Origin of the sequence: Photobacterium salinisoli, assembly GCF_003614885.1 — a bacterium.
GTDB classification, from domain to species: Bacteria; Pseudomonadota; Gammaproteobacteria; order Enterobacterales; family Vibrionaceae; genus Photobacterium; species Photobacterium salinisoli.
In genome coordinates this window covers 849743-873474 of record NZ_QZMS01000007.1, presented here as the reverse complement: position 1 = coordinate 873474, position 23732 = coordinate 849743, and the positions used below count along the sequence as shown (strand labels likewise).

The following is a 23732-nucleotide window of genomic DNA, read 5'->3' as shown; positions in this document are numbered from 1 at the left end:
TCTTATACAACGCGACCTTAGCTATTTGCTAAACTCAATTTGCTACCCTTATCAGTGAGGAGCTCTCATGCGATTACATCGTACTGCCTGCTTAGTTTTTGCCTCCATGTTAGGTGCTGCTGTCACAGGTTCTGCGCTCGCAGATCAGGAAGAAAAAGCAGCCACAGAAGTATCCAGTCAGGCTGAAAGCGATGACAGCAAAAAAAACAGCGAGAATAACGCTATTCAAGTGGGTGACGTGCTGACGGTTAAACTGGACGCCCTGTTGCCGACACAAGCCGTTCTTGCTTTTGACAGGGTGTTTGCCAGCCTGGGCCGTTACGAAGCACGCCCGGCCCAGATGTTTGATGATCTTTGCCTGACCAACGGCGGCAAAGGTGTGAAAACATGGGATGACCAGTCTCAGCCAACCGATCTGGACAGCTATACGTGTGAAGAGCCGCTGGGCAGTAACCAGGATGCCTTGCCTACCGTGTTGCTTGCACCAAATGGTAAAACACTTTACCTGCTTTCCGGCCATCACATTCTGACGACATTCTGGGATATGCCTAACGGTGGAACCAGTGTACCTGTGAAAGTGAAAGTCACACAAAGTCTGGCCGGCGATGATATTGATGAAGTCTGGAACGCCATGAAAGAAGCCGGGGAATTCTGGCTGTTTGATACCCGTGGCGAAAAAATCAAACCTTCTGAGCTGCCCGAATACCTGGGTATGAAGCAGTTAAAACATGACAAATATTTGTCACTGGTCTTTTTCCTGCGCAACATCGCTTACAGCGACCCTGATAAAAGTAAAACCGTTAACCCGCTGATCCGGCCAATGTCTGTTCCTTATATGCAATATTACTGGGCCCAGTATCTGCGTAAAAAAATGAAGGTGTCGAATTACGACCTTAACGACCCCGATGAGTACGCTGCAGCACTTAAAGAAGCGGCAAGCCTTATTGTGGCGGCAGCAGATGATGAAAACATTGCCTCATCAGGCAAAACCGCGAAAGAATTGGGCCAGTTTGATGAAGTCAATATCAAAGCACTTGAATCATTACTCTCCCGGTCTACCTCAAGCTGGAGCTACGCATTAGCCTATCGCCAGCGGGAGAAAGAAGAATCCACACCAAAACGCATTCTTGAAGAGCAAAAAGCGAAAAAAGAAAGTGCTAAAAAGGAAGGTACGCCCGCAGTCGACACCGAGAAGACTGAAAACTAAAGGCAGTACTATACATCCAGGGCGAAGCTAACCTCGCCCTGATTCTTTACTTTTAGCCGAAGTCATAAACAATACCGTCATCAGAATCATTCCCACCAGTACAGCTACCGATGCCAACGCCAAAATCGGGTCCAGCACGTCCGGGGCAGCGAGGTTGCCATACAATAAAAATAATCCTATCACCAACACCAAAATACCTGCCTGATGGACATAAAACTGAATCTGAGATAACGCACTTGAACCGTTTGTCAGCCATAGTCGATGGCACAAACCATAGATAAAAGACACTACAAAGGCAGCCAGCATAATGTGAGCATGTGTCACCATTTGGCCATGGTTGTGGGAGGCTGCCATGTAAATACCTAACAACAGCCCGAGGATAGCGTAGATAAAGCTGGTGATGACATATTTCCGATCCATATGACCTCCTAACAAATACAGGTCAGGCTGGATAGCAAGAATGCTCAGATGCTATCCGTTAAGATCAGAATAGATAAAGTCATGAGTGGTAGATGGAAAATTTCCGACTATTTACCTCTGCCGTTTGACTATCGAGTCTAGCAAAGTGGCCAAAACATGATGGCAGGCAGAGTCTGCCTGTCAGCCATTGACATCAAGAAAGTATGGCGTTGTTTCTGCTATAAATTTAAAGCCATGCTTTTCCACAATTGGCCGGCTCATAGCCGATGCATCGATAGTGAGATACTGTATACCGCGTTGTCTGGCATCATTGATCCTCTGGTGCAGTAACGCCGTGTAATAGCCTTTGCTCCGGTATTCAGATAATGTGCTTCCCCCCCAAATGCCGGCAAAGGGACTGTCGGTACTGTATAAAATCCAAGCCGACGAAACGGGAAGATGATTATCATAGATAACATAAACAGCGACATCCTTTGGGGACGCTTGCTTCATCTGGTGTAAAAGCACAGCATGACTAGTATGATCTGTGCCCCATACCTTTTCCTGCACAGACATTGCTTCTCGTATTCCATCAAGATCATAAACTTCCGCTATGTCTGCATTCACAGGCAAAGCACTTTGAATACTGTCCAGTTCCAGCACCATAAAGGACTCAGATTCCTCCCGGGTAAAACCTTGTTCAATAAGATGTTTGCCTATATTAGCGGGTGAGTCAGTAGAATAGGTTTTCCACTCAAAGGATTGCTTCCGTGCTGAAAAGAATTCGATTTCGTTTTTGATCGCCGAACTTACCTGCTTTTCATCCAAATGAAAATACGTAATGTAGCTACCTTGTGGATCGGGTGAAACACACCTCACAACCGGTCCGTTCACGTGCTTTTCATAGCCTGATGCGGCCTGCCCGATACGCTCAAACTGATTGTATAAGGCCATGATTTCCTTTTTATCCATTTAGCTTCCTTGATGTGCTGATCAAATGCAGACGGCTTGTTAATCGTGTGTCGCCTACTGGTGAGTAATGTAGTAAAGCGCCTGATCGTCACTGTGATAGTCATCAATGCTCTGGCAGTGACTGACTTTATTTCCTACGATCACCAGATTAACACCAAGCTCCTGACACGTTCGAACGTCCCACTCGGCATCACCGAAATAGGTCAGCTGTAAATCCGTATCGCCCGCTCTCTTTCGGGCGAGCTCCATAATACGTGCGCGGGAATAATGATCATCTGATGACGCCATACTGACATCGTCAATATTAAAGCCAGCCGATATCAGCTTCATTCTTGCCGTTTCCCGCCAGCCACCCGTTGCCAGAGACACAATAAAACGATCATCGTCCAGCAAACGGTGAAAGAAGGCTTTGGCTCCACTGACCTCTAGTGCAGGGCGATGACTCAAGCGTTCCCTGATGTTCTGAATAAAAACCGCTTTTACCCGCCTTTCAAGGTCAACAAGTTCTTCGTCTGGTGCCTGAATTTCAATAAAAGTGCGAAGTATGCCCCTGTCGGTAGCATGCGGATAATCACTCCAGCGTTGATATAGGTCCAGACCAGTGACTGACTTCACCGCCTTAACAAAACAGCTTTCATCAAACTGGCTGGACTGAATTAATGTATCGTCCACATCAAACATTACATGATACATACGATTGATGTATTCCTTCCGTTAGTATCCGGTTCAAGACTCTCACGAGTCAGTGCCGAAGCCTTCCAGCCATGCCTCGGCTTCATCACGCTGATCGCGGTTAAAGGATTTGATATTCAGGCCAGGAATCAAGAAACCTTCGGCTTCGCTGACTTTTTTGACCCAGTTTGTATCCGATAACACCGCTGCACGGTCAAATTTACGGATAAACCTCATCATTGATGGAAAGCGAGACAATTCAACACCTATCGCCCCCATGGAAGGCAGATGATATTCCACTATATCAAACAGCATTTTGCCATTTTTAATATCTGATGATTTATCGAGCAGTTCATCTAACGCCGACCTCATCTCCTCTGAATCCAGCTTACCACTCATTTCAATGTCGAGCCTGTCATTACCCACTTTTTCAACAGTAAACATATTTCCTCCAACGATGCCATTTGCAACGTATACCTGTAAGTATTGCTCAAAAAGCCCTTACTCGAAGAAACTGTAGCGTTAATCAGTAATAAGCATTATTACTGACTGTTTTCATGACAGATAAAGCAACAACGGAGGTTGTTTTCTGTTTGTTGGCAATAGTCGACACCACAATGCCTGCAAGCCATCTCAAGCACGCCACTGACGCGCTAGCAGGCCATAAATCGCTGAATCTGACATTTTTCCGTCGACAATCCACCTTTCAGGTAAATACCCTTCCAGCGAGAAACCCAGTTTTGTCAATACTTTAGCCGAGCCTGTGTTATCAGGGTCAATTTCTGCTTCTATTCTGTTGAGTTGCATTTCCTCAAAAGCAAACTGAATCAGGGCAGAAGCAACTTCCTGAACAAAACCTCTGCCCCAGTAGGCTTTGGAAATACTAAAACCCAACTCGGCTCTGCGCGAATATTGATCAATATTAAAGAGCATGCACTTGCCTAACAACCGCTGCCCGGGTTGTTCATAAATACCCAATACCAGCTTTTCCGGCTCATCCAATGAAGGTTTTGATGCCTGTATGTAGTCATTCGCCTCTTCAATGGATTGCCATGGGCTTTTATCCCAATATCTCATCACGTCCGGATCAGAGAAAATATCAAACAAAGCCTCGGCATCACTCAGGGTCAGTGGGCGTAGTACGCATCTTTGGGTGGTCAGTTCCAGCACGGCTTATTCCTTATTATTCATAACCAACTCATCAGCACGAATTTTATTCATCAACATGCAGATGAAACAAGTTGTTTAATGAAAATAAGAGCCTGAGCGCAAGCTTTTTATCATGTACCGCCCGACAGAGACATATCAGGCGCAGACAGCAAGCCTTGAAGCCTGGCACAAAGCGCAAAAAATTGAAGTCGTGCCGTGGAAGGAAAGAGAATGGCAGGCCCCAAACCAGCCGAAAAGGGCCTGTATGACATGACCTGGCTTATCGGCGGGCTTTTGCGAGGAAAACATCCAGTTTATTGGCAAATTGCTGTCTGTCAGCCTGACTGATAGGTGCCGGTCCACCGGTTTGGATACCGCTGCTGCGCATGGTTTCCATAAAATCCCGCATTTGCAGGCGCTGTTTAATCGTATCTTTACTGTACATTTCGCCACGTGGATTGAGCGCGTGACCGCCTTTAGTAATGACCTCATCAGCAAGCGGGATATCGGCGGTAATCACCAAATCCCCCGGCTCAAGCTGCTGAACGATATGGTTATCAGCGACATCAAAACCCGCCATCACCTGCACCGCTCGAATATGCGGTGACGGTGGCACACGGATGGCATGGTTTGCAACCAATGTCGTGCAGACACCTACGCGATGAGCGGCACGAAAAATGATTTCTTTGATCACATTCGGGCAAGCATCAGCATCAACCCAGATATTCATGATGGTTTCCTTAACTCTGCTTCAGGGCGCATTGGCCATTCAGCTACCTATTTTGCATAAAAAAAGCCGCCCGGAAAGGCGGCTGTCTTTAAAAGTACGGGATTAGCACTCAATGCCTTGCTTGTGCAGGTACTCGTCATAAGTACCGTGGAAGTCATTAACACCGTCTTTGGTGATTTCAATAATACGGGTAGCCACCGAGGAGACAAACTGACGGTCGTGAGAGACAAACATCAGTGTCCCTCTGTAGTTTTCCAGCGCCAGGTTCAGAGACTCAATGGACTCCATATCCATGTGGTTGGTTGGCTCATCCATTAACAGGATGTTTGGCTTTTGCATGATCAGTTTACCGAACAGCATACGGCCTTGCTCACCACCGGAAATCACACGAACGGATTTCTTGATATCATTTTGCGAGAACAGCATACGGCCCAGAATACCGCGAACAACCTGCTCGTCATCGCCTTCATTCTTCCACTGACTCATCCAGTCCAGCAGGTTCATGTCGGTGTCGAAATCAGCAGAATGATCCTGTGCGTAGAAGCCAATATTGGCATTCTCAGACCACTTAATCATACCGCTCATCGGTGTCATGGCGCCCGCCAGGGTATTGAGGAAGGTTGACTTACCGATACCATTTTCACCAATGATGGCAATACGCTCACCGACTTCTACCATCAGGTTAACGCCATTGATCAGGATATTTTCACCATAACCCTGCTTCAGGCCTTCCACTTCCAGCGCATTACGGAACAGCTCTTTTTCCTGTTCGAAACGGATGAACGGGTTTTGACGGCTGGAGGCTTTCACTTCATCAAGCTGAATTTTATCAATCTGCTTCTGGCGTGAGGTGGCCTGTTTCGCTTTCGAGGCGTTAGCGGAGAAACGGCTGACAAAGGTATTCAGTTCGGCAATTTGCGCTTTCTTCTTCGCATTGTCGGCCAGCAGACGTTCACGGGCCTGAGTCGCCGCTACCATGTACTCATCATAGTTACCCGAGAACAGGCGCAGTTCGCCGTAATCCAGATCCGCCATATGGGTACAGACAGTATTCAGGAAGTGACGGTCGTGCGAAATAATGATCATAGTGCAGTTACGCTGCATCAGAACCTGCTCTAACCAGCGGATAGTATTGATATCCAGGTTGTTCGTTGGTTCGTCCAGCAGCATGATTTCAGGATCGGCAAACAGTACCTGAGCCAGCAGTACCCGTACTTTCAGACCAGGCGCCACTTCGCTCATCAGACCGAAGTGCAGGTGCTCAGGAATACCCAGGCCAAGCAGCAATTCGCCGGCGCGGGCTTCAGCAGAATACCCGTCCATTTCAGCAAAGTCGGTTTCCAGATCGGCGACACGCATACCGTCTTCTTCAGACATTTCCGGCAGCGAGTAGATACGGTCACGTTCCGCTTTGATTTCCCACAACTCTTTGTGACCCATGATCACGGTGTCAACAACAGTGAATGCTTCAAAAGCAAACTGATCCTGACCTAACTTCGCCATACGCTCGTTAGGATCTTTACTGACCACACCAGCAGAAGGCTCCAGTTCCCCACTCAGGATTTTCATGAACGTCGACTTACCGCAGCCGTTAGCACCGATAAGGCCGTAACGGTTTCCTTCGCCGAATTTAACGGAGATGTTTTCAAACAGAGGCTTATCGCCAAACTGCATGGTGATGTTCGCTGTTGTGATCAAAATAGGTTCCTACAACAATAATCAGACATGAAAAAAGCTGCCTGATAGCATTGGCAGCTTTTCATCGGAAATTGGCGGGTATATTAACAGATGACGTGAGTTTTATCACGCTTTGTCTGTACACTGAACAAAAGCGCCCGACAGTACACAGAGACGACAAATGTGGCATTCTGCCTGAGCAGCGCCACTTGCAAAGCGGTTTACTGACTAAAATCTCACCGCTTACTGAGAAAAAACTTACCAGCAAGCTGATTGTCAGCAACTTCTGCAGGGCTTGACACCGTTTTGGCGACTGCTTCCGATTTTTTTTGTAAAAATACCAACTTTATTGAAGTCTTGCTCCCTGAAAGTCATTTTTTCTTGTTTTATTACAATCATCCTAATATTTCCCGAAAAATAAGTTATTTTTCACCTCACACTTATTTCAGCAGATCACTCTGAGCAAACGACCAAGATCACAAGTTACAAAAGATCTAGATCACAAATACAAGTGATTAATTTTACTAGGATAATAACCTGTGCGCCGTTACAATCCCTGCCCATAAAAACCATAACAGCTCACAGGATAAATGCCTGTTTTTCTTCCCAATATGTGAAAGGTCCTAAGTAAAGATGAGTCCGGAAAATTACCTCCTAGACTGGCAAACAAGTCAAACTAATGCTGAATCCATCTCACCAATTCTTGGCCAGCTATATCGACAAAAAGGCGTCGAAGTGCTGTTGTTCGGTCGTCAGGTAGTCAATGCCTCAGTTATCGACCTGATTAAAGCCCACCGTGTTGGTCGCCGTTATACCGGCACTGATATTTCTCCTTCCCTGACCCTGCCATTGGTCGAAAAGCTGAATGACATGGACCTGTCACCTTGCCGTATTGATATCGGTCAGCTGGCACATATGTACTGGAAAGATCACAACGACGAGAGCAATCTGGACGACTTCCTGACAACGGCACTGGCTGACTCGCTGAGCAGCACCCAAACGCTGCAATCACGTGATGTTGTCCTTTATGGCTTCGGACGTATCGGCCGCCTGCTGGCTCGTCTGCTGATAGAGAAAAGTGGCCCGGGCTACCCACTGCGCCTGAAAGCTATTGTGGTTCGCGGTGGCAAGAATGGCGATCTTGAAAAACGCGCCAGCCTGCTGCGTCGTGACTCTGTACACGGCCAGTTTAATGGCAGCATTACTGTTGATGAAGAGCGTAAAGCCATCATAGTTAACGGTAACTACATTCAGGTTATTTATGCAAACAGTCCGGCGGATGTTGATTACACTACCTACGGTATCAATAATGCGCTTGTTGTCGACAACACAGGTATCTGGCGTGATGCTGATGGCCTGAGCCAACACCTGAAGTGCCCGGGTGCAGCGAAAGTTCTGCTGACCGCACCGGGTAAAGGTCAGATCAAGAACATCGTATTCGGTGTGAATGAAACAGACATTCTGAGTGAAGATACTATTATCTCGGCGGCCAGCTGCACCACTAACGCCATCACACCGGTACTGAAAGCCGTTCATGATAAGTACGGTGTATTAAACGGACACATTGAAACCGTTCACTCTTACACTAACGATCAGAACCTGATCGACAACTTCCATTCTGGCGAACGCCGTGGACGCTCAGCATCTCTGAACATGGTACTGACCTCTACTGGTGCGGCGAAAGCGGTTGCCAAAGCACTGCCTGCACTGGCCGGTAAACTGACAGGTAACGCGATTCGTGTCCCTACCCCGAATGTGTCCATGGCAGTGGCTAACCTGAACCTGGATACGGATGTCTCTGCAGAAGAACTGAACACTTATCTGCGTAACATGGCACTGAACTCAGCATTGTCTGGTCAGATCGATTACACCCAGTCGACTGAGATTGTATCCAGCGACATCGTGGGTTCTCGCCATGCCGGTGTTGTGGATGGCGCGGCGACTATCGCGCAAGACAAGCGCTGTGTACTGTATATCTGGTATGACAATGAGTTTGGCTACAGCTGCCAGGTCGTTCACTGTATGGAACAGATGATGGGCGTTCGCTATCAGACCTTCCCTGCTCTGAAATAAACCCTACACAATAATAACTATATTCTCTTGCTGAACATTCGCCGCCTGGTTTAACTCACACAGGCGGCATTTTTATTTCTATAATCCAAGAATCCGAAGAGTCAATAATCATCATTTGGCGAAGCTAACAGCGGCTTGTTTAATCCCCACATCACCTGCCTGTTCCATTTCGCCCGGCGGTTCCATACTCAGTCTTACATTCCCCTTGATCTAATTGCTGATTGTTCAGACACACTGAATGGCCGCTTTCCTGAAGCCAGTATTCACGCACTTCAGTCAGGTCTTAGTAATGGTGATAAAAAACCGCCCGATGTATTGGGCGGTTTAAAGGCAAGATAAATGCGTAGCTAGTGAATCAGAACTTCACTTGGTAATTCACCGTATAAGTCCGACCACGGCCCTTGTAGTCAAAAACTTCTGCTGGGCCATAGCTTGAGTACCAACCCGCAGCACGCTGTCCCCAGACCGTACTGTATTCACGATCCAGCAGATTCTGAATACCGAAGCCTAGGCTACCAACGGGTAACTGATAATTCCCTACTAAATCAAATACTGTGTAACCATTGATTTCATTACCAGCTTCATCATCCAGATTAAACAAAGTCTGACTTTGCAGTTTCAGTGCGTAACTATCTTCGAACCGGGCCAGCCAAGCCCCAGCTTTAGAAGCACTGGCATAGTTGATTGACTGTTTATCCCAGCCACCATCGCTATTTTGTACTTCAGTTTTCACCAGGTGCCCATTCACACCAGCTTGCCAAGCATTACTCAGCCAGTAAGCCGCCTGTCCTTCCCAGCCATAAACACGGGTTTTGTTGTCAGAGATTTCAATATTGAGTGTCTTTTTATTGGCGCTGACTTCCTTATCAGACTGTGAGTAATAAACAGCAGTCTGAATGCTCAAATCACTACCATCATGGCGATAACCAATTTCATAGCTGTTGGTTTTAATTCCAGCCAGTGTTGAATCATCGACATTGATACTGCCCGTCAGGTTGTAATGGCCATTGGCATCTGGGCCATTATAAGTACCCACACCGTAATATTTCGCGGGATCAGACAAGTCAAAACCCTGAGAAAAGTTTGCCCACACCTGATCGTTTTGTGTTAAGTGATAAATGGTACCTAAGTTGAACAGGCCGATATCATAATCCGTTTCACCACCAGGAACTGCGTCAGCAGAAGTGCCATTACCATGGGCGATCGCAACCTGGGTTCCTGAAGCAACAAAATCGTCCACTTTGTTGTTCATATATTGAAAGCGATAGCCACCTTCAACTGTCCAGTTTTCAGTGATTGCAAAGTCCGCCTGAATAAAGCCTGCAATGGATGACACTTCGGTGCCAGGATAACGGCCAATCATCGACGCTTTACGATTCACTAAGCCACCAGAGTTATAACTGGTCTGGCGATCGAACAGCATCTGATTGCTGTCCAGCCTATCGATGTATCCATCAATACCATAAGTCAGGGTCAGATTATCCAATGACTTGATCATTGCAGCACGCAAACTGATCACATCCGTTTCTTGCTCAGATGCTGCTAAATACGTTGAATAGATAAACGGAATAAAGTTCAGTGTTTCATTACGGTATGATGCCTGCACCAGTAATTCGTGGCTCAGAAAGTCAGTGTTACTATAATCCACATTAAGCATCAGACGCTCGGTTGAGCCCTGGCGGTCGGACTCGAACCCCTCTCTGACATCAATCAGGCTTTTGTCACCCGGATTGCCTGTAATGTTTTTATTTACACCAGCCAGATCCTGACCGAAGTAAATGCCATAAGGACTGTCTTGCTCACTGCTGTAGTATTGCGCCAGAAGGTTTACTGTTTGGGTATCGGTTGGCGTAATTGATAGTGTACCCAACACATCAATCACTTCGTTGAACTGAACAGAGCCCTGAGTAATATCCGGTACAACAATATCGCCATTCGCATCGTAAAAGCCCTGCGTTTCACCATAAACAACAGAAGCGCGACCTTTGACCACGTTATTGCCACCGCTAACAGACTGGGCCAGTTTATAGTCAAAGTCATCGCTACTATTAAAACCCGAGGTTGTACTGACGTAGCTCTCAAACTGAAGCTCATCACTCTCTGCTTTTTTAGTGACAATATTAATCACACCACCGGTTGCACCAGCACCATAGATGGCAGTAGCACCAGAAAGAATTTCGATACGATCAATATTAAACGGGTCAATGGAATCCAGCTGACGGCTGATGAGACGAGAAGAGTTCAGAGAGACACCGTCAATCATCACCAGCATCGGACGACCACGCAGATTCTGTCCATAATTAGTTCGGCCCTGACTGCTGACGTCCAGCGATGGAACCGCTGCAGCAAGGATTTCCCCCAGACTTTTACCACCTCGGTATTCTTGCTCAATCTGTGCATTGTCGATGTACCAGACTGTGCCTGGAATATCACTGATCGCTTTCGGTGCGCGGCTGGACACCACCACCATTTTTTCTTCCGTTGTCTGATATTCTTGAGCGAAAGCTACGCTGGATACGAAAGTTGTGGCGGCCACAGCTGCTGCCACTGTCGTCAATTGAAACATCCTTTTTATCACTGCCATTATTACCATTTTTTTTTAAGTTAATTATCAGTATAGATTTTGATAATAATACTCATTTGCCACATTATTTCTATAATCATTCATAAAAAGTTCACTACAATTTGAACTTTTTTATCCACCCTGTTTATCAGTCAAACAGAAATTTTTACTTTCGCATCAGATACAAAAAGTAGCCGCCGCCTATCACAGAGGCGAGCAAGCCGGCTGGGAATTGCCATGGGAACCATAGGTTTCGCCCTATCCAATCGGCAACCATCATCAGGCAGCCGCCCAGTAAACAGGCAACAATCAATTGTCGGTTGGCTGTGTACTGGTTGAGGGTGCGGGCCATATGCGGGGCGAGTAAACCAACAAAACTCAATGGACCAATCACAATAGTGCAAAGCGTCGTCAAGCCTGCAACCAGTAACAGCAAAAACTGCCTGACTCGCCGGCAATCCAGGCCAACACTGGTTGCACTGACTTCCCCCAGGCCGATAAGATCAATCCAACGGCTCAGCGACAAAGTGACTATCAATAGCCCGCCGACACCGATAGCCAGTAGAGTGACATCCTGAGCCGAAACCAAATAAGTTGAGCCGGATAGCCAGGTCAGCAAAGCTCGGACATTATCCTGCCCCGATGACATTGCAATGCGCAGGAAAGCATCCAGACCGGCACTTAATGCAATACCTGTCAGCAAAGTCTGAGTCGGTGCAAACTGATGCTTCTTGCCCATCAGCCAGATCACTGCGGTGACCAGTAACGCCCCCGCCGTACCCAGCATGACTTGTTCATGACGTTCAACCGAAATACCAAGCAATGCACCAATAACCAGTGCCAGAGCGGCTCCGGAACTGATACCCAGCACTTCAGGGCTTGCCATGGGGTTGGTTGTTACACGCTGAATAATCGTGCCTGCCAGTGCCAGCCCCATACCCGCAAGCAGAGCAACGGCTACCCGCGGGAAACGGTATTCCCAGACAGCCCCCGTAAAAGCCACTGTCCAGCCTTGCTGACCCTGGCCCACGGTGATCGCCAGGATCAAACATAAAAATGCCAATACAGACAAGATCAGCACGGTCTTTTTAAAATCACGCTGATGGTAGTGAGCGGCACTTTCATCCCTGGCTCTGAGCTCGGACTGTAAGGTTTTTCGCCTCAGCAGCCAAAGTAAAAACGGTGAGCCTAACAAGGCGGTCATCGCACCCGTTGGCAGCATCTCGCCGCCGACACCCGAGAACGGCTGAATGATGAGATCAGCCAGCAGAAGCATCAGCGAACCCATCACACCACTGAGCAGAATAGTCTGATGCAACTTACGGCAACCCAGTAGGCGGGCAATGGCTGGTGCCACTATGCCGACAAAACCGATCAACCCGACTTCGCTAACCACGCTTGCCGTCATCAAAATGGCCAGGCCAAGACACAAAACTTTGATTTGTTTAACATTTACACCCAGTGACGTGGCGACGCCATCGCCCAGTTGCAAAGACGCCAACGGGCGCTGCAACACCATTAATGCAGCCAGCGGTAAGAGCGTCATAGGCAGCAAAGTCGTCACTGTATCCCACCCGTTTTGATTAAGCGTACCTGCGCCCCAGACAAAGACAGACGACAAAGTCTGCTCATGAAGCAGCAACAGCATGGTATTGACTGAGCCGAAAAACAGGCTGATCACCATGCCCGCCAGCACCATATGAACAGGCGCAAACCCCCGCTTAGCCGACAACAGAAACACCAGAGCCGTAGCGAGACATCCTCCCAGAAACGCTGGAAAAAATGACGGTATTGATAAAGATGCCGGCAATAACAGGATACCCAGTACCATACCCAGTTCGGCACCCGAGGCCACCCCCAGGGTCGTTGGCGATGCAATAGGGTTACGCAACACGAACTGCATAACCGCCCCCGCAACTGCCAGTGAAAAGCCGCATAACACGGCAATCACCAGACGAGGCAAATACGTCAGGTTGACAATAATGTGCTGGTAATTGGTGGGATCGTAATTGAGCAGTGTTTCCCAGAGTAACGGCAACCCTTGCGAATAAGGCACAGTAAGATTGAGCAGATAACCAATCACGGCTATCAGGCCCGACATAATCAACAGCAGCCGGGCTTGTTGACCCGGGCGCTGCCATGAATCTGTCAAAGTAACCTGGGACGGCATTAGTGCTGTGTCAGTTCTTGAGTAATGAAATCGCTGAAGCGCTGCGCTGAGACTAAACCACCAAAGGTCCAGATCGCGGGCAGTTCATATACGGAATCCGAACGGGTAAACGCCATTACCTGCCAGAGTGGTGATTGGGTCAGCAGCTTTCGCTCATCCGCTTTCAACGGGCCGAAAATCATCACATTCGTGTTTTGATGCTCAGCCATTTTTTCGATACCGGCTGTCGTGAATCCCCACATATTGGTTGGCTCTTGCCAATCGTTTTTCAAACCCATCGCCGTAATCGTGTCCTGAGTCAGAGAACCTTCACTGTGAATGCGCAGGGTTTTATCATTGATAAACCGAATGAACATCAAAGGCTTTTGTCCTGCACCAGAAGCAAGGACTTTGTCACCGTTTTGCTTGAGACGAGCCGATACGGTCTCAATAACAGATTGCGCCCTTTGCTCCTTGCCCAGCACTTTCCCTAACTGCTGAGTCACCTTTACGGCATTGGCAAACGGTGTTTTCGAATCGCTGTAAATGGTGTACACCAGCGTAGGCGCAATGGCATTTAACTGCTGATAAACAGGACTCATGTGATTGCTGACCAGGATGACATCCGGCTTCATCTCTGCCAGCAACTCCAGATTAGGCTCTCGTCGTGAGCCGACATCAACCGCTGAATCGGGCAATGCCGGTTCACCTACCCAGCTATGGTAACCGTCTTTATCCGCAACACCTGCAGGTGTCACTCCCAGGCTCAGCACGGTTTCTGTCAACGCCCAGTCCAGTGCCACCACTTTTTCAGGCGGCTCAGCAAAATCTGTTTCGCCTAACTCATGCTTTATCGTCATCGCCTGACTCTGAAAAGTCAGCACGGTAAACAGCAATGCGATACTCTTTCTCACGGTCTTTCCCTGTTTTTATTGCTATGGAATGTAACTGATCGGCTGGCCGGTTTGCGGATGTGAAAACAGCGCCAGTTCCATGCCGTATATCTTCTTGAGAACTTCAGGGGTCATGATCTCTTCCGGTGCCCCTTGTGCGATCACTTTGCCTGAATGCAAAGCGATTAAGTGGTCGCTGAACTTGGCTGCCATATTGACATCGTGCAGTACCATGATGACGGTCAGGTCTAAGCTGAGGTTCAACTCCCTGATTAAATGCAGTAACTCATATTGATGGGCAACATCCAGCGCAGAAGTTGGTTCATCCAGCAAAATACACTTGCTCTGTTGCGCCAGCAACATGGCGACCCAGGCCCGCTGTCTTTCACCGCCAGACAAGGTAGCAACAAAACGATCAGCAAAGTCGCTCAGCCCCACTCTCTCAATCGCTTCATCGACCAACTGATAATCGTTCTGGCTGTAACGACCAAATGCGCCTTTCCAGGGATACCGGCCAAAACACACCAGTTCGCGCACTGTCACACCATCTGTCACAGGCGGATGCTGAGGCAGATAAGCCACATTGAGCGCAAAGGTCTTGCTGTCAAACTGCTGAACAGGCTGATCCTTGAGCAGAACGTGACCGGCTGCAGGCACGTTTTGCCTGCTGAGCAGTTTCATCAGCGTGGATTTGCCACAACCATTATGGCCGAGCAAAGTAGTGACTTTTCCGGGTTCAAAAGCCAGTGACGTTGGATGAAGAATCCGTTTCCCGTCCACATCAAAGGCAGCGTCAATGAGTTGATACATGAATGCGGTAATTGTGTTGCACAACAAAGTGCACGAACTTTATCATAGCGCACTGTTAATGATAATAGTTTTCACAACTATTTAGATGTAGGATACCTGTCACTGATTTCAGTGAGAACAAGAACACTCCGCATTTGGCTTACCCACCTGGTTGATTTGTGATTGCGATTGGCAGCTTTCTGTTCCTGCCTTCAGCACCGTTCTGGGACAGCTAGAGTGACCGCAACGGTCCCAAAATTGTCGTGCTGCAAGCATTGGCAGGCATGGCGCCTGCCTATACGTCCATGACCACCCAAACCAACCCTGAGCAATAAGGCAAAATCGCCGGTTTAACTTCGATGTCACACACCCTGGGTTATGGCCTGGCCTCTCTGCTGGCAACTACTGTGGTGATTTCCTCGTAACCCCCGGCGTGAGTCTGTCTCGGGTTTTCAGTTCTGGTCACCGGGATTGCCTTTACCCGGCGGAAGGAAAAAGCCGTCGTGCGTGTGGTTGAGGAGCGGTGAAATAAAACAGTGAATGACGGTAGTTTTTATTTTCAGAGACACATAAGCCCGCAAATGCGGGCTTATTATCACAATAAAAACTTGAATTAATCGAAGCTGATTGTTACTCGCTCGATGTCGGCGTAATTGGTCTCACCGTCATAATCATCTTTTGAATCTGAGAATACATTAGAAGTTAACTGCAATGGTACTTTACCGCCATCACTTAGAAAATCCCTACTTCTATCAGCAGGTGAATCACCTCGATAATCCACATAGGTATCAAAGTGAGTCGCACTTTTGGCCTTCTCAAACAATTCCAAATATTCATTTAAAACAGGATGTGGTCTACCATCACTATCTAGACCCAGACTGCCATTTACTGATTCATCCGCCAAAATAGGCTCAGGAAATATATTGATATTAATCGTTGATTTGCCATCAGAACTATCAACGTTTACCACTCCTAAACGTTCAACAATGTAGTGATGTTTTGAAGGTGCGTTATTTTCTCTAATAGGGTATCTTATCTCAGCAGTGATGCTTGGATCCCTATCAGCAAAATATACTTGAATGTTAAAATCATTCTCATCAATGCTACCTGAGTTGTCGGTGTCAAAATAAAATGAAACATAAGCATTATGAAAATCTTCTGGTAGCTTATTATACAAATCCACCTGAACATTCAACCCTTCAGGCTTAACCACTTCCTCGACCACATTGTCTTTCACGGCTTCTTCAACCGCTTTTTTATCGTCGTCGTTCCAGTCACAACCAAATAGGCCCAGTGATGCCAACATCACAACGGATAATTTCTTTTTAAACATCTTTCTCTCTCAACATGCAATATGAAATGAAATCAACAGGTTCCCCCTGTTGATGCACATAGGGTTTCACTGAGCGAATTGCATATCAATATAGTGCTTTTACTCTATGCATAAGGATCACACTGCTTAGACAACAAGTGTGATATTGATGGGAGGAGAATAAAGTAACTCATTGAAATAGAAAGAGGAATTGGTGGATAAGTGAGCACAATTTTCCGCCTGTGCCCTGTAACCCCCTCCTAACCTCCCCCTTGAAAAGGGGGAGGAACAAGACCGAGTCTGTTGTGAGTACGGCAATCCCCTCCCCTTGGCAAGGGGAGAATCAGGGTGGGGTTCGTGAAGCGAGCACGGATTTGGCGATTGCGCCAAATAACCCCCTCCTAGCCTCCCCCTTGATAAGGGGAAAGAACCGGACCGAATTCATTGTGAGCTCAGCAATTCCCTCCCCTTGGCAAGGGGAGGGTCAGGGTGGGGTTCGTGAAGCGAGCACGGAATTAGCGTCTGTGCCAAATAACCCCCTCCTAGCCTCCCCCTTAAAAAGGGGGAGGAACTGAAAGCGTTTGCTGTGGGCACAGATGTAAAAAGCCCGCGACTTGCGCGGGCTTTGATACTTTATTTCAGCTTAGCTGACGTGTGCTTATTTCTTACCCAGGTGCAGCCAGGTTTCCACCACGGTGTCCGGGTTCAGGGATACAGAATCGATACCCTGCTCCATCAGCCAGTCGGCAAGATCTTCATGGTCAGATGGGCCCTGACCACAGATACCGACATATTTCCCGGCTTTACGGGCCGCTTTGATCGCCATCGACAGCATGGCTTTCACCGCTTCGTTACGCTCATCAAACATGTGGGCGATTTCACCGGAGTCACGGTCCAGACCCAGCGTCAGCTGTGTCATGTCGTTAGAGCCGATAGAGAAGCCGTCGAAGTACTTCAGGAACTCTTCGGCCAGAATCGCGTTCGATGGCAGCTCACACATCATGATGACTTTCAGGCCATTCTCGCCGCGACGCAGGTCGAATTTCGCCAGCAAGTCAATCACGGAAGCGGCTTCGCTCACGGTACGTACGAACGGGATCATGATTTCGACGTTGCGCAGCCCCATGGTGTTGCGAACACGCTTGATCGCTTCACATTCCAGCGCAAAACAATCCTGGAACTGAGGCGATACGTAGCGAGAGGCGCCACGGAAACCGATCATCGGGTTTTCTTCAACCGGTTCGAAGTTCACACCGCCAACCAGATTGCGGTACTCGTTCGATTTGAAGTCTGACATCCGAACGATGACACGCTTCGGCCAGAAGGCAGCAGCCAGAGTTGAGATCCCTTCGGTCAGTTTCTGAATGTAGAATTCAACCGGGTCGGAGTAACCTGCGATACGACGGTCGATTTCAGCTTTCAGCTCGTCCGACTGCGCATCATAGTTCAGCAGCGCTTTCGGGTGAATGCCGATCATCTTGTTGATGATGAACTCCAGACGCGCCAGACCAACCCCTTCGTTCGGAATACAAGCGAAGTCGAATGCGCGATCCGGGTTGCCCACGTTCATCATGACTTTCAGTGGCAGTTCAGGCAGGTTATCCACTTCAGAGCGGCGGATTTCGAAATCCAGTTCGCCTTCGTAGATAAAGCCCGTTTCGCCTTGTGCACAGGAAACCGTCACAATCTGGCCGTCTTTGAGCAGCTCAGTGGCGTTACCACAACCGACAACAGCCGGAATACCCAGCTCACGGGCAATGATCGCCGCGTGACAGGTACGTCCGCCACGGTTAGTCACGATGGCAGCCGCTTTCTTCATCACAGGTTCCCAGTCCGGGTCTGTCATGTCAGCCACCAGCACATCGCCCGCCTGCACCTGATCCATCTGGTCGAGATGATTGACCACACGGACCACACCCGTACCGATACGCTGACCAATCGCACGACCTTCAACCAGAGATTTACCCTGACCGTTCAGATGGAAACGCTCCATCACGTTGGCATCATCGCGGGAGCGAACAGTTTCCGGACGCGCCTGAACAATCATCAGCTCACCGGTAATACCGTCTTTCGCCCACTCGATGTCCATTGGACGACCGTAGTGTTTTTCGATGATCATGGCTTGCTTCGCCAGCGCCTCGACTTCGTCATCAGTCAGGGAGAAGCTGTTTTGCTCTGTCGCGTTTGTGTCTTGGATAACAACTTGAGTGCCCAGTGCTTTACCTTCACCGTAAATCATTTTCTGCAGCTTAGAGCCCAGTGTACGGCGAACGACGGCAGGATTACCGGCAACCAGAGTCGGTTTATGAACGTAGAATTCGTCTGGGTTAACCGCGCCCTGCACGACCATTTCACCCAGACCGACAGAAGATGTGATGAACACAACCTGATCAAAGCCAGATTCAGTGTCCAGTGTAAACATCACACCGGAAGAAGCTTTATCAGAGCGCACCATGCGCTGAATACCGGCTGACAGTGCAACACCTTTATGGTCAAAGCCCTGATGAACACGGTATGAAATAGCACGATCGTTAAACAGAGAAGCAAATACGTGTTTCACGGCTTCGATGACAGAATCGATACCGCGAACGTTAAGGAAAGTTTCCTGCTGACCTGCGAACGAGGCATCAGGCAGGTCTTCGGCCGTAGCAGAAGAGCGCACAGCGACGGACAGCATCTCGTCACCTTCACCCAGTTCCTTGTAGCACTGACGGATGTCTTGCTCAAGGTCGGCTGGCAGCGGCGCTTCATACACCCATTTACGGATAGTATCGCCAGCCTGCTTCAGCGCATTCACATCATCGACATCCAGCGTATCCAGCAGATCGTAAATACGATCATTCAGGTTATTGGCTTCCAGAAACTGGTTGAATGCATAAGATGTTGTTGCGTAGCCGTTAGGTACTTTCACGCCAGCATTCGCAAGATTGGCGACCATTTCGCCCAGCGATGCGTTCTTACCACCAACTTTATCAACGTCGTTCATTGATAAAGCATCATACCAAACAACATTCTGTTGCACGGGAAGTCTCCTTGTATTGGATCAGCTGTATAGTGTGGGCAAACTCTCAACGGAAACGATTGCTTTAGCATTCAAAAAAAACTTGCTTCAGAATAGTCGCCGTTCAAGACAAACTGCTGGCAAAACCTTGCTCAGCAGAACACTTACCCTGTAGGGTTATAGTTATAAATTGTTTGTTGGCCTCAATCGTTACAGGATCATCTAAAGGACTCAACTTATTATGCGCCGCAAATCTGATTTTCGTGATGTGTTTTACGTTTCTGACGGTACAGCGATTACATCTGAAACACTTGGGCACGCCGTACTTGGTCAATTTAACCTTGAGATTCGCCAAACCACACTGCCTTTTGTTGAGTCGGTTGAACGTGCTCTGCAGGTTAAAGAAAAAATTAATGAAGCCCATCGGGTATCTGGTGTTGAGCCACTGGTTTTTTACTCCATCGTACTGCCGGAAGTAAAAGCCGTTATTAATCAATGTCAGGCCAAATTGTATGATGTACTTGACGCACTGGTTCAGCCGCTCAGTAAAGATTTGAACATGCAGCCCAATGCCATGCTGGGCCGCTCACACAGCATCAGCCGTGATGTGGCCAGCTATCAGGACAGAATCGCAGCCATCGAATACACGCTGGCCCATGACGATGGAATATCCCTGAGTAACCTGGATAAGGCCGATATTATCCTGCTCGGCGTATCAAGATGTGGAAAAACCCCTACCAGCCTGTATCTGGCGATGCAATTTGGCATACGCGCAGTGAACTACCCCTTCATTGCTGACGATATGAACAGCCTTAGGCTTCCCAAGGAAATTGAACCTTATCGCTACAAAACATACGGGTTAACCATAGATACGGAGCGTCTTGTCACCATTCGCAACGAGCGCTACGCCAACAGTCAGTACGCCAGTGAGGGGCAGTGCGAAAGTGAACTGTCGAAAGTCGAAGCTATGTTCCGCCGCGAGGCTATCCCTTATCTCAACACCACTTCCCTGTCTGTTGAAGAGATCTCAACCCGGCTGCTGGATATCAGCGGCCTGAAACGCAGAATGTGTTAATAAAATATTATTGATAATGTTATAAAATTAACTAAGCCATAGTGCCAAACTATGGCTTAGCCGCTTCCCTTCCAGCCTGACTGAATCTGCTCGTTGATTGACAGATCGCATGTTATACCGAGCCGCCAGACAGTCTGTCTCAGCTTTGAGAGTGAAAAAACCTCGCAATTTGAACTAATTAATGAAAACTTTTCTGCGCCCCTCGTATTACTCAAAAAAGCTCCAATCGTTGCAATATGCTTACTGAGAAAGGAATAAATTAATCCAACTAGAGGTGGCAAATGAATAAGCCATTGTGGGGTTTTGCGCTTAATCTGGGAATCATTGTAACGCTGAGTGCCTGTGGTGGTGGCTCAGGCAGTGATTCTGGTGATGCATCCGGTGGCAGCAGCCAGCTGGATCGCCAGGCCAGACTGACCTTCGTCAATACGGCCCGCGAGCAAGTGAATGTTTTTGTGCAAAACGGCTCTGATGCGAGTACCGCCAGCTTGTTCACGACTGACAATATGCAAGGCGGCCCGATCAGCGACAGTACGCACCGTGAATATATGCACCGCTGGGGCGGCAGCTCAGCTCAGCCTGTCACCATCGGTATCTGGGACACCAAATATCAGCTGGAAGAAGAACCGGCGCAAACAAATACCCTGCTCAACAACGGTGAGGATTGGTGGACAATTGTATGGCTGGATGGTGAAACCACCAACAGCTTCAAGGTGACTTCTATCCGACGCGATAACGACGATGACGTACCGGACGATCAGTACGGGTTCAGAGTTTTTACCAATACCGACATCAAAATTGATTACCAGTCTGCGTCAGCAACGGGATCAACCAATGTCACGGCAGGCAAAGTTTCGCCAACTATATTGATGGCAGGTTGTGGTGATAAGTTTGAAATTTCAGCGACCAAAGGTCAGGACGGCGAGGTAATAGCGCCACAACAACTGGATCTCTGTTTACCCAACCTGGAACCGGGAGATACGTATCTGCTGATTACCAGTGATGACACCATTCTGTACGCAGTCGAAGAATAATCGCAGGTAACATGCGAGGAAAGTAATAACAACATCAATGCATCCATGATGACATTGGGCAGCAAACAATAATAATTGGGAAACATGCGCATTCGCCAGTATGGCAGTCTTTACTCGCAAGGAGAGCCTACATAAAACAACGCGGTCAATGTTCTCATTCACTCTGTGCAATGCGCTTTTTGGGGAAAGCAGAGTGTATAACGGGGATAAGCACCCAAAGATTCAGTAGGCAGCGGTGGCAACGCCCCAGACATGTTATATGTCTGGGGCTCTTTTCTTTATGCCGTCACCAGCTCCGCCTGTTCAGCACGTTTCAGAAACGCATATGTGGCCCCCGTCAGAATCGTACCCGCCGCAATCGCAACCAGATACATCAGCACAGGTGTAATGGCGTTAGGAATAAACAACACAAACAGGCCACCATGCGGTGCCATCAGTTTTGCCCCAATCAACATAGACAATGCGCCGGTTAACGCGCCGCCAGCCATGCAGCTTGGAATCACACGCATGGGGTCGCGAGCGGCAAATGGAATCGCTCCTTCGGAGATAAAGCACAGTCCAAGCACAAAAGAGGCTTTGCCTGCTTCCTGCTCTGGCAGTGAAAACTTGCGTTTAGCCAGGAAAGTAGCCAGCCCCATACCCAGTGCCGGTACCATACCGGCTGCCATCACCGCCGCCATCGGACCATAGGTTTGTGATGCCAGCAGGCCGACACCAAAGGTATATGCCGCTTTGTTGACCGGACCACCCAAGTCAAAACACATCATACAGCCCAGCAGAATGCCCAGCAGCACAGCGTTAGCCGAACCCATGTTGTTCAAAAACTCGGTCAACCCGTTCATGGCTGCAGATACCGGACCGCCAACAATGTAGATCATCACCAGTCCGGTGATCAGGCTGGCGAGCAGCGGAATGATAAGAATAGGTTTCAGCGCTTCCATCGATGACGGTAAACGCACGTTTTCAGCAATCAGCTTGGCACTGTATCCCGCCAGAAAACCAGCAACGATCCCTCCCAGAAATCCGGCCCCGGTTGAACTGGCCAGCATGCCGCCAATTAAGCCCGGTGCCAGACCCGGACGGTCCGCGATAGAATACGCGATATAGCCCGCCAGAACAGGAACCATCAGTGCAAAGGCCGAGCTACCCCCAATCTGCATTAATGCGGCGGCTAAGGTGCCCTCTTCTTTGAACGCTTCGATACCAAACACGAACGACAAAGCGATAGCCAGACCACCGGCGACGACCAATGGCAACATGTGCGAGACACCCGTCATCAGATGCTTGTATGGGCCGGTTTTCTCTTCTTTGGCTGACACTGTGGCCGCGCCGGATGCTTTGCCATGAAACACGGAAGCAGAAGCAAAAGCATTATCGATTTCCTGTCGGGTTTTCTTCAAGGCAGCGCCTGTACTGGTTTTATACAGTCGTTTTCCTTCAAAACGGGACAGATCCACTTCGATATCGGCAGCAATGATCACCAAATCAGCCGCTGAAATATCTTCAGCCGTCAGCTGGTTTTTGGCTCCTACCGAGCCACGGGTTTCGACTTTGATGCTGTAACCCTGGCGCTTCGCTTCTTCTTCCAGTGCTTCTGCGGCCATAAAAGTGTGTGCGACCCCTGTCGGGCATGCTGTAATGGCAACAATGTGTTTAGCCGCAGAAGCTGATGCGGTCTCTGCAACGATAGGCTCTGCCTTTGCCAGCACAGTGGCCTGCGAGACTGCTGATTGCAGGAAGGCATTAGGATCAGCCAGACACTCTGCCATGCCGCCTTGATATACTTTTTTACCGACAAAACGGGTCAGATCCACCGGAGTATCTGCAATGACTACCACAGCATCTGCCTGTTCAATGGCAGCCTGTGACAAGGGGGTCACCGGCATAATACTGGACTGGGCTTCAATATCAGCCTGCCAGTTCAGTGCCTTCACCGCTTGTTCCATTAAACCGGCCGCGATGACCGTGTTTGCGATTCCGCTTGGGCAAGCGGTCAGTATTGCTATCTTCATGTCGTCACCTTTGTCATTCAACAAT

The 23732-nt window shown here is 48.5% G+C and carries 18 protein-coding genes and 1 pseudogene; 5 read left to right on the top strand and 14 right to left on the bottom strand.

Features of this window, described 5'->3' with window-relative positions:
- The first annotated feature begins 67 nt into the window (after nucleotides 1–67).
- Nucleotides 68–1207, top strand: a complete 1140-nt coding sequence (locus D6M16_RS04640) for a ParB/Srx family N-terminal domain-containing protein (RefSeq protein WP_120510781.1) — start codon at nucleotides 68–70, stop codon at nucleotides 1205–1207.
- A 27-nt stretch (nucleotides 1208–1234) separates the two neighbouring features.
- Here D6M16_RS04640 and D6M16_RS04635 read toward each other — a convergent pair whose 3' ends face one another.
- The 7 genes from D6M16_RS04635 to D6M16_RS04605 all read right to left on the bottom strand — a co-directional run bounded on the left by D6M16_RS04635 (nucleotide 1235) and on the right by D6M16_RS04605 (nucleotide 6827).
- Nucleotides 1235–1627, bottom strand: a complete 393-nt coding sequence (locus tag D6M16_RS04635) for a TonB-dependent receptor (protein ID WP_120510780.1) — start codon at nucleotides 1625–1627, stop codon at nucleotides 1235–1237.
- 180 nt (nucleotides 1628–1807) lie between these two features.
- Nucleotides 1808–2578, bottom strand: coding sequence for a GNAT family N-acetyltransferase (locus D6M16_RS04630; RefSeq protein WP_120510779.1), 771 nt, complete (start codon nucleotides 2576–2578; stop codon nucleotides 1808–1810).
- 54 nt (nucleotides 2579–2632) lie between these two features.
- Nucleotides 2633–3271: an HAD family hydrolase gene (locus D6M16_RS04625; protein WP_120510778.1), complete on the bottom strand. Its 639-nt coding sequence runs from the start codon at nucleotides 3269–3271 to the stop codon at nucleotides 2633–2635.
- Nucleotides 3272–3313: 42 nt separating this feature from the next.
- Nucleotides 3314–3694: a SpoIIAA family protein gene (locus D6M16_RS04620; protein WP_120510777.1), complete on the bottom strand. Its 381-nt coding sequence runs from the start codon at nucleotides 3692–3694 to the stop codon at nucleotides 3314–3316.
- A 189-nt stretch (nucleotides 3695–3883) separates the two neighbouring features.
- On the bottom strand, nucleotides 3884–4420 hold the full coding sequence (locus D6M16_RS04615; RefSeq protein ID WP_120510776.1) for a GNAT family N-acetyltransferase: 537 nt from the start codon (nucleotides 4418–4420) through the stop codon (nucleotides 3884–3886).
- Nucleotides 4421–4679: 259 nt separating this feature from the next.
- Nucleotides 4680–5129: a YaiI/YqxD family protein gene (locus D6M16_RS04610; RefSeq protein ID WP_120510775.1), complete on the bottom strand. Its 450-nt coding sequence runs from the start codon at nucleotides 5127–5129 to the stop codon at nucleotides 4680–4682.
- A gap of 102 nt (nucleotides 5130–5231) precedes the next feature.
- Nucleotides 5232–6827, bottom strand: coding sequence for an ABC-F family ATPase (locus D6M16_RS04605; protein WP_120510774.1), 1596 nt, complete (start codon nucleotides 6825–6827; stop codon nucleotides 5232–5234).
- A 612-nt stretch (nucleotides 6828–7439) separates the two neighbouring features.
- Between D6M16_RS04605 and D6M16_RS04595 the strand changes: the two genes are divergently transcribed.
- Nucleotides 7440–8879, top strand: coding sequence for a glyceraldehyde-3-phosphate dehydrogenase (locus D6M16_RS04595; RefSeq protein WP_120510772.1), 1440 nt, complete (start codon nucleotides 7440–7442; stop codon nucleotides 8877–8879).
- A 355-nt stretch (nucleotides 8880–9234) separates the two neighbouring features.
- Here D6M16_RS04595 and D6M16_RS04590 read toward each other — a convergent pair whose 3' ends face one another.
- From D6M16_RS04590 to D6M16_RS04575, 4 genes are all read right to left on the bottom strand, one after another.
- A complete protein-coding gene (locus D6M16_RS04590; RefSeq protein WP_120510771.1) occupies nucleotides 9235–11463 on the bottom strand; it encodes a TonB-dependent receptor in 2229 nt (742 codons plus the stop codon).
- A 145-nt stretch (nucleotides 11464–11608) separates the two neighbouring features.
- Nucleotides 11609–13543 carry a Fe(3+)-hydroxamate ABC transporter permease FhuB gene (fhuB, locus tag D6M16_RS04585; protein WP_240435574.1) on the bottom strand — a complete coding sequence of 645 codons (1935 nt, stop codon included), beginning with the start codon at nucleotides 13541–13543 and terminating at the stop codon, nucleotides 11609–11611.
- 68 nt (nucleotides 13544–13611) lie between these two features.
- Nucleotides 13612–14505, bottom strand: a complete 894-nt coding sequence (locus D6M16_RS04580) for an iron-siderophore ABC transporter substrate-binding protein (protein WP_120510769.1) — start codon at nucleotides 14503–14505, stop codon at nucleotides 13612–13614.
- A 21-nt stretch (nucleotides 14506–14526) separates the two neighbouring features.
- Nucleotides 14527–15294: an ABC transporter ATP-binding protein gene (locus tag D6M16_RS04575; RefSeq protein WP_120510768.1), complete on the bottom strand. Its 768-nt coding sequence runs from the start codon at nucleotides 15292–15294 to the stop codon at nucleotides 14527–14529.
- A 121-nt stretch (nucleotides 15295–15415) separates the two neighbouring features.
- Here D6M16_RS04575 and D6M16_RS22480 point away from each other — a divergent pair.
- Nucleotides 15416–15575 (top strand): annotated as a pseudogene (locus D6M16_RS22480) (MFS transporter); the annotation flags it as partial.
- Nucleotides 15576–15886: 311 nt separating this feature from the next.
- Here D6M16_RS22480 and D6M16_RS04565 read toward each other — a convergent pair.
- Both D6M16_RS04565 and ppsA read right to left on the bottom strand, forming a co-directional pair.
- A complete protein-coding gene (locus D6M16_RS04565) occupies nucleotides 15887–16606 on the bottom strand; it encodes a hypothetical protein (RefSeq protein ID WP_120510767.1) in 720 nt (239 codons plus the stop codon).
- 637 nt (nucleotides 16607–17243) lie between these two features.
- Nucleotides 17244–19607 carry a phosphoenolpyruvate synthase gene (gene ppsA / locus D6M16_RS04560; protein ID WP_120510766.1) on the bottom strand — a complete coding sequence of 788 codons (2364 nt, stop codon included), beginning with the start codon at nucleotides 19605–19607 and terminating at the stop codon, nucleotides 17244–17246.
- Nucleotides 19608–19827: 220 nt separating this feature from the next.
- On the opposite strand from ppsA, the gene ppsR reads away from it, so the two are divergent.
- Complete coding sequence (gene ppsR, locus D6M16_RS04555) at nucleotides 19828–20661, top strand: posphoenolpyruvate synthetase regulatory kinase/phosphorylase PpsR (RefSeq protein WP_120510765.1); 834 nt, start codon at nucleotides 19828–19830, stop codon at nucleotides 20659–20661.
- A 281-nt stretch (nucleotides 20662–20942) separates the two neighbouring features.
- Nucleotides 20943–21695, top strand: a complete 753-nt coding sequence (locus tag D6M16_RS04550; RefSeq protein ID WP_120510764.1) for a hypothetical protein — start codon at nucleotides 20943–20945, stop codon at nucleotides 21693–21695.
- A 278-nt stretch (nucleotides 21696–21973) separates the two neighbouring features.
- Here the strand turns inward: D6M16_RS04550 and fruA are convergent, their stop codons facing one another.
- Nucleotides 21974–23707: a PTS fructose transporter subunit IIBC gene (gene fruA, locus D6M16_RS04545; RefSeq protein WP_120510763.1), complete on the bottom strand. Its 1734-nt coding sequence runs from the start codon at nucleotides 23705–23707 to the stop codon at nucleotides 21974–21976.
- Nucleotides 23708–23732: the final 25 nt, after the last annotated feature.

Coding starts and splice junctions, on each gene's coding strand:
- D6M16_RS04565 (WP_120510767.1), bottom strand. CDS start 16,606: ATGTTTAAAAAGAAATTATCCGTTGTGATGTTGGCATCACTGGGCCTA.
- D6M16_RS04575 (WP_120510768.1), bottom strand. CDS start 15,294: ATGTATCAACTCATTGACGCTGCCTTTGATGTGGACGGGAAACGGATT.
- D6M16_RS04620 (WP_120510777.1), bottom strand. CDS start 3,694: ATGTTTACTGTTGAAAAAGTGGGTAATGACAGGCTCGACATTGAAATG.
- D6M16_RS04610 (WP_120510775.1), bottom strand. CDS start 5,129: ATGAATATCTGGGTTGATGCTGATGCTTGCCCGAATGTGATCAAAGAA.
- D6M16_RS04550 (WP_120510764.1), top strand. CDS start 20,943: ATGAATAAGCCATTGTGGGGTTTTGCGCTTAATCTGGGAATCATTGTA.
- fhuB (WP_240435574.1), bottom strand. CDS start 13,543: ATGTCGGGCCTGATAGCCGTGATTGGTTATCTGCTCAATCTTACTGTG.
- D6M16_RS04630 (WP_120510779.1), bottom strand. CDS start 2,578: ATGGATAAAAAGGAAATCATGGCCTTATACAATCAGTTTGAGCGTATC.
- fruA (WP_120510763.1), bottom strand. CDS start 23,707: ATGAAGATAGCAATACTGACCGCTTGCCCAAGCGGAATCGCAAACACG.
- ppsR (WP_120510765.1), top strand. CDS start 19,828: ATGCGCCGCAAATCTGATTTTCGTGATGTGTTTTACGTTTCTGACGGT.
- D6M16_RS04590 (WP_120510771.1), bottom strand. CDS start 11,463: ATGGCAGTGATAAAAAGGATGTTTCAATTGACGACAGTGGCAGCAGCT.
- D6M16_RS04635 (WP_120510780.1), bottom strand. CDS start 1,627: ATGGATCGGAAATATGTCATCACCAGCTTTATCTACGCTATCCTCGGG.
- D6M16_RS04625 (WP_120510778.1), bottom strand. CDS start 3,271: ATGTATCATGTAATGTTTGATGTGGACGATACATTAATTCAGTCCAGC.
- D6M16_RS04595 (WP_120510772.1), top strand. CDS start 7,440: ATGAGTCCGGAAAATTACCTCCTAGACTGGCAAACAAGTCAAACTAAT.
- D6M16_RS04640 (WP_120510781.1), top strand. CDS start 68: ATGCGATTACATCGTACTGCCTGCTTAGTTTTTGCCTCCATGTTAGGT.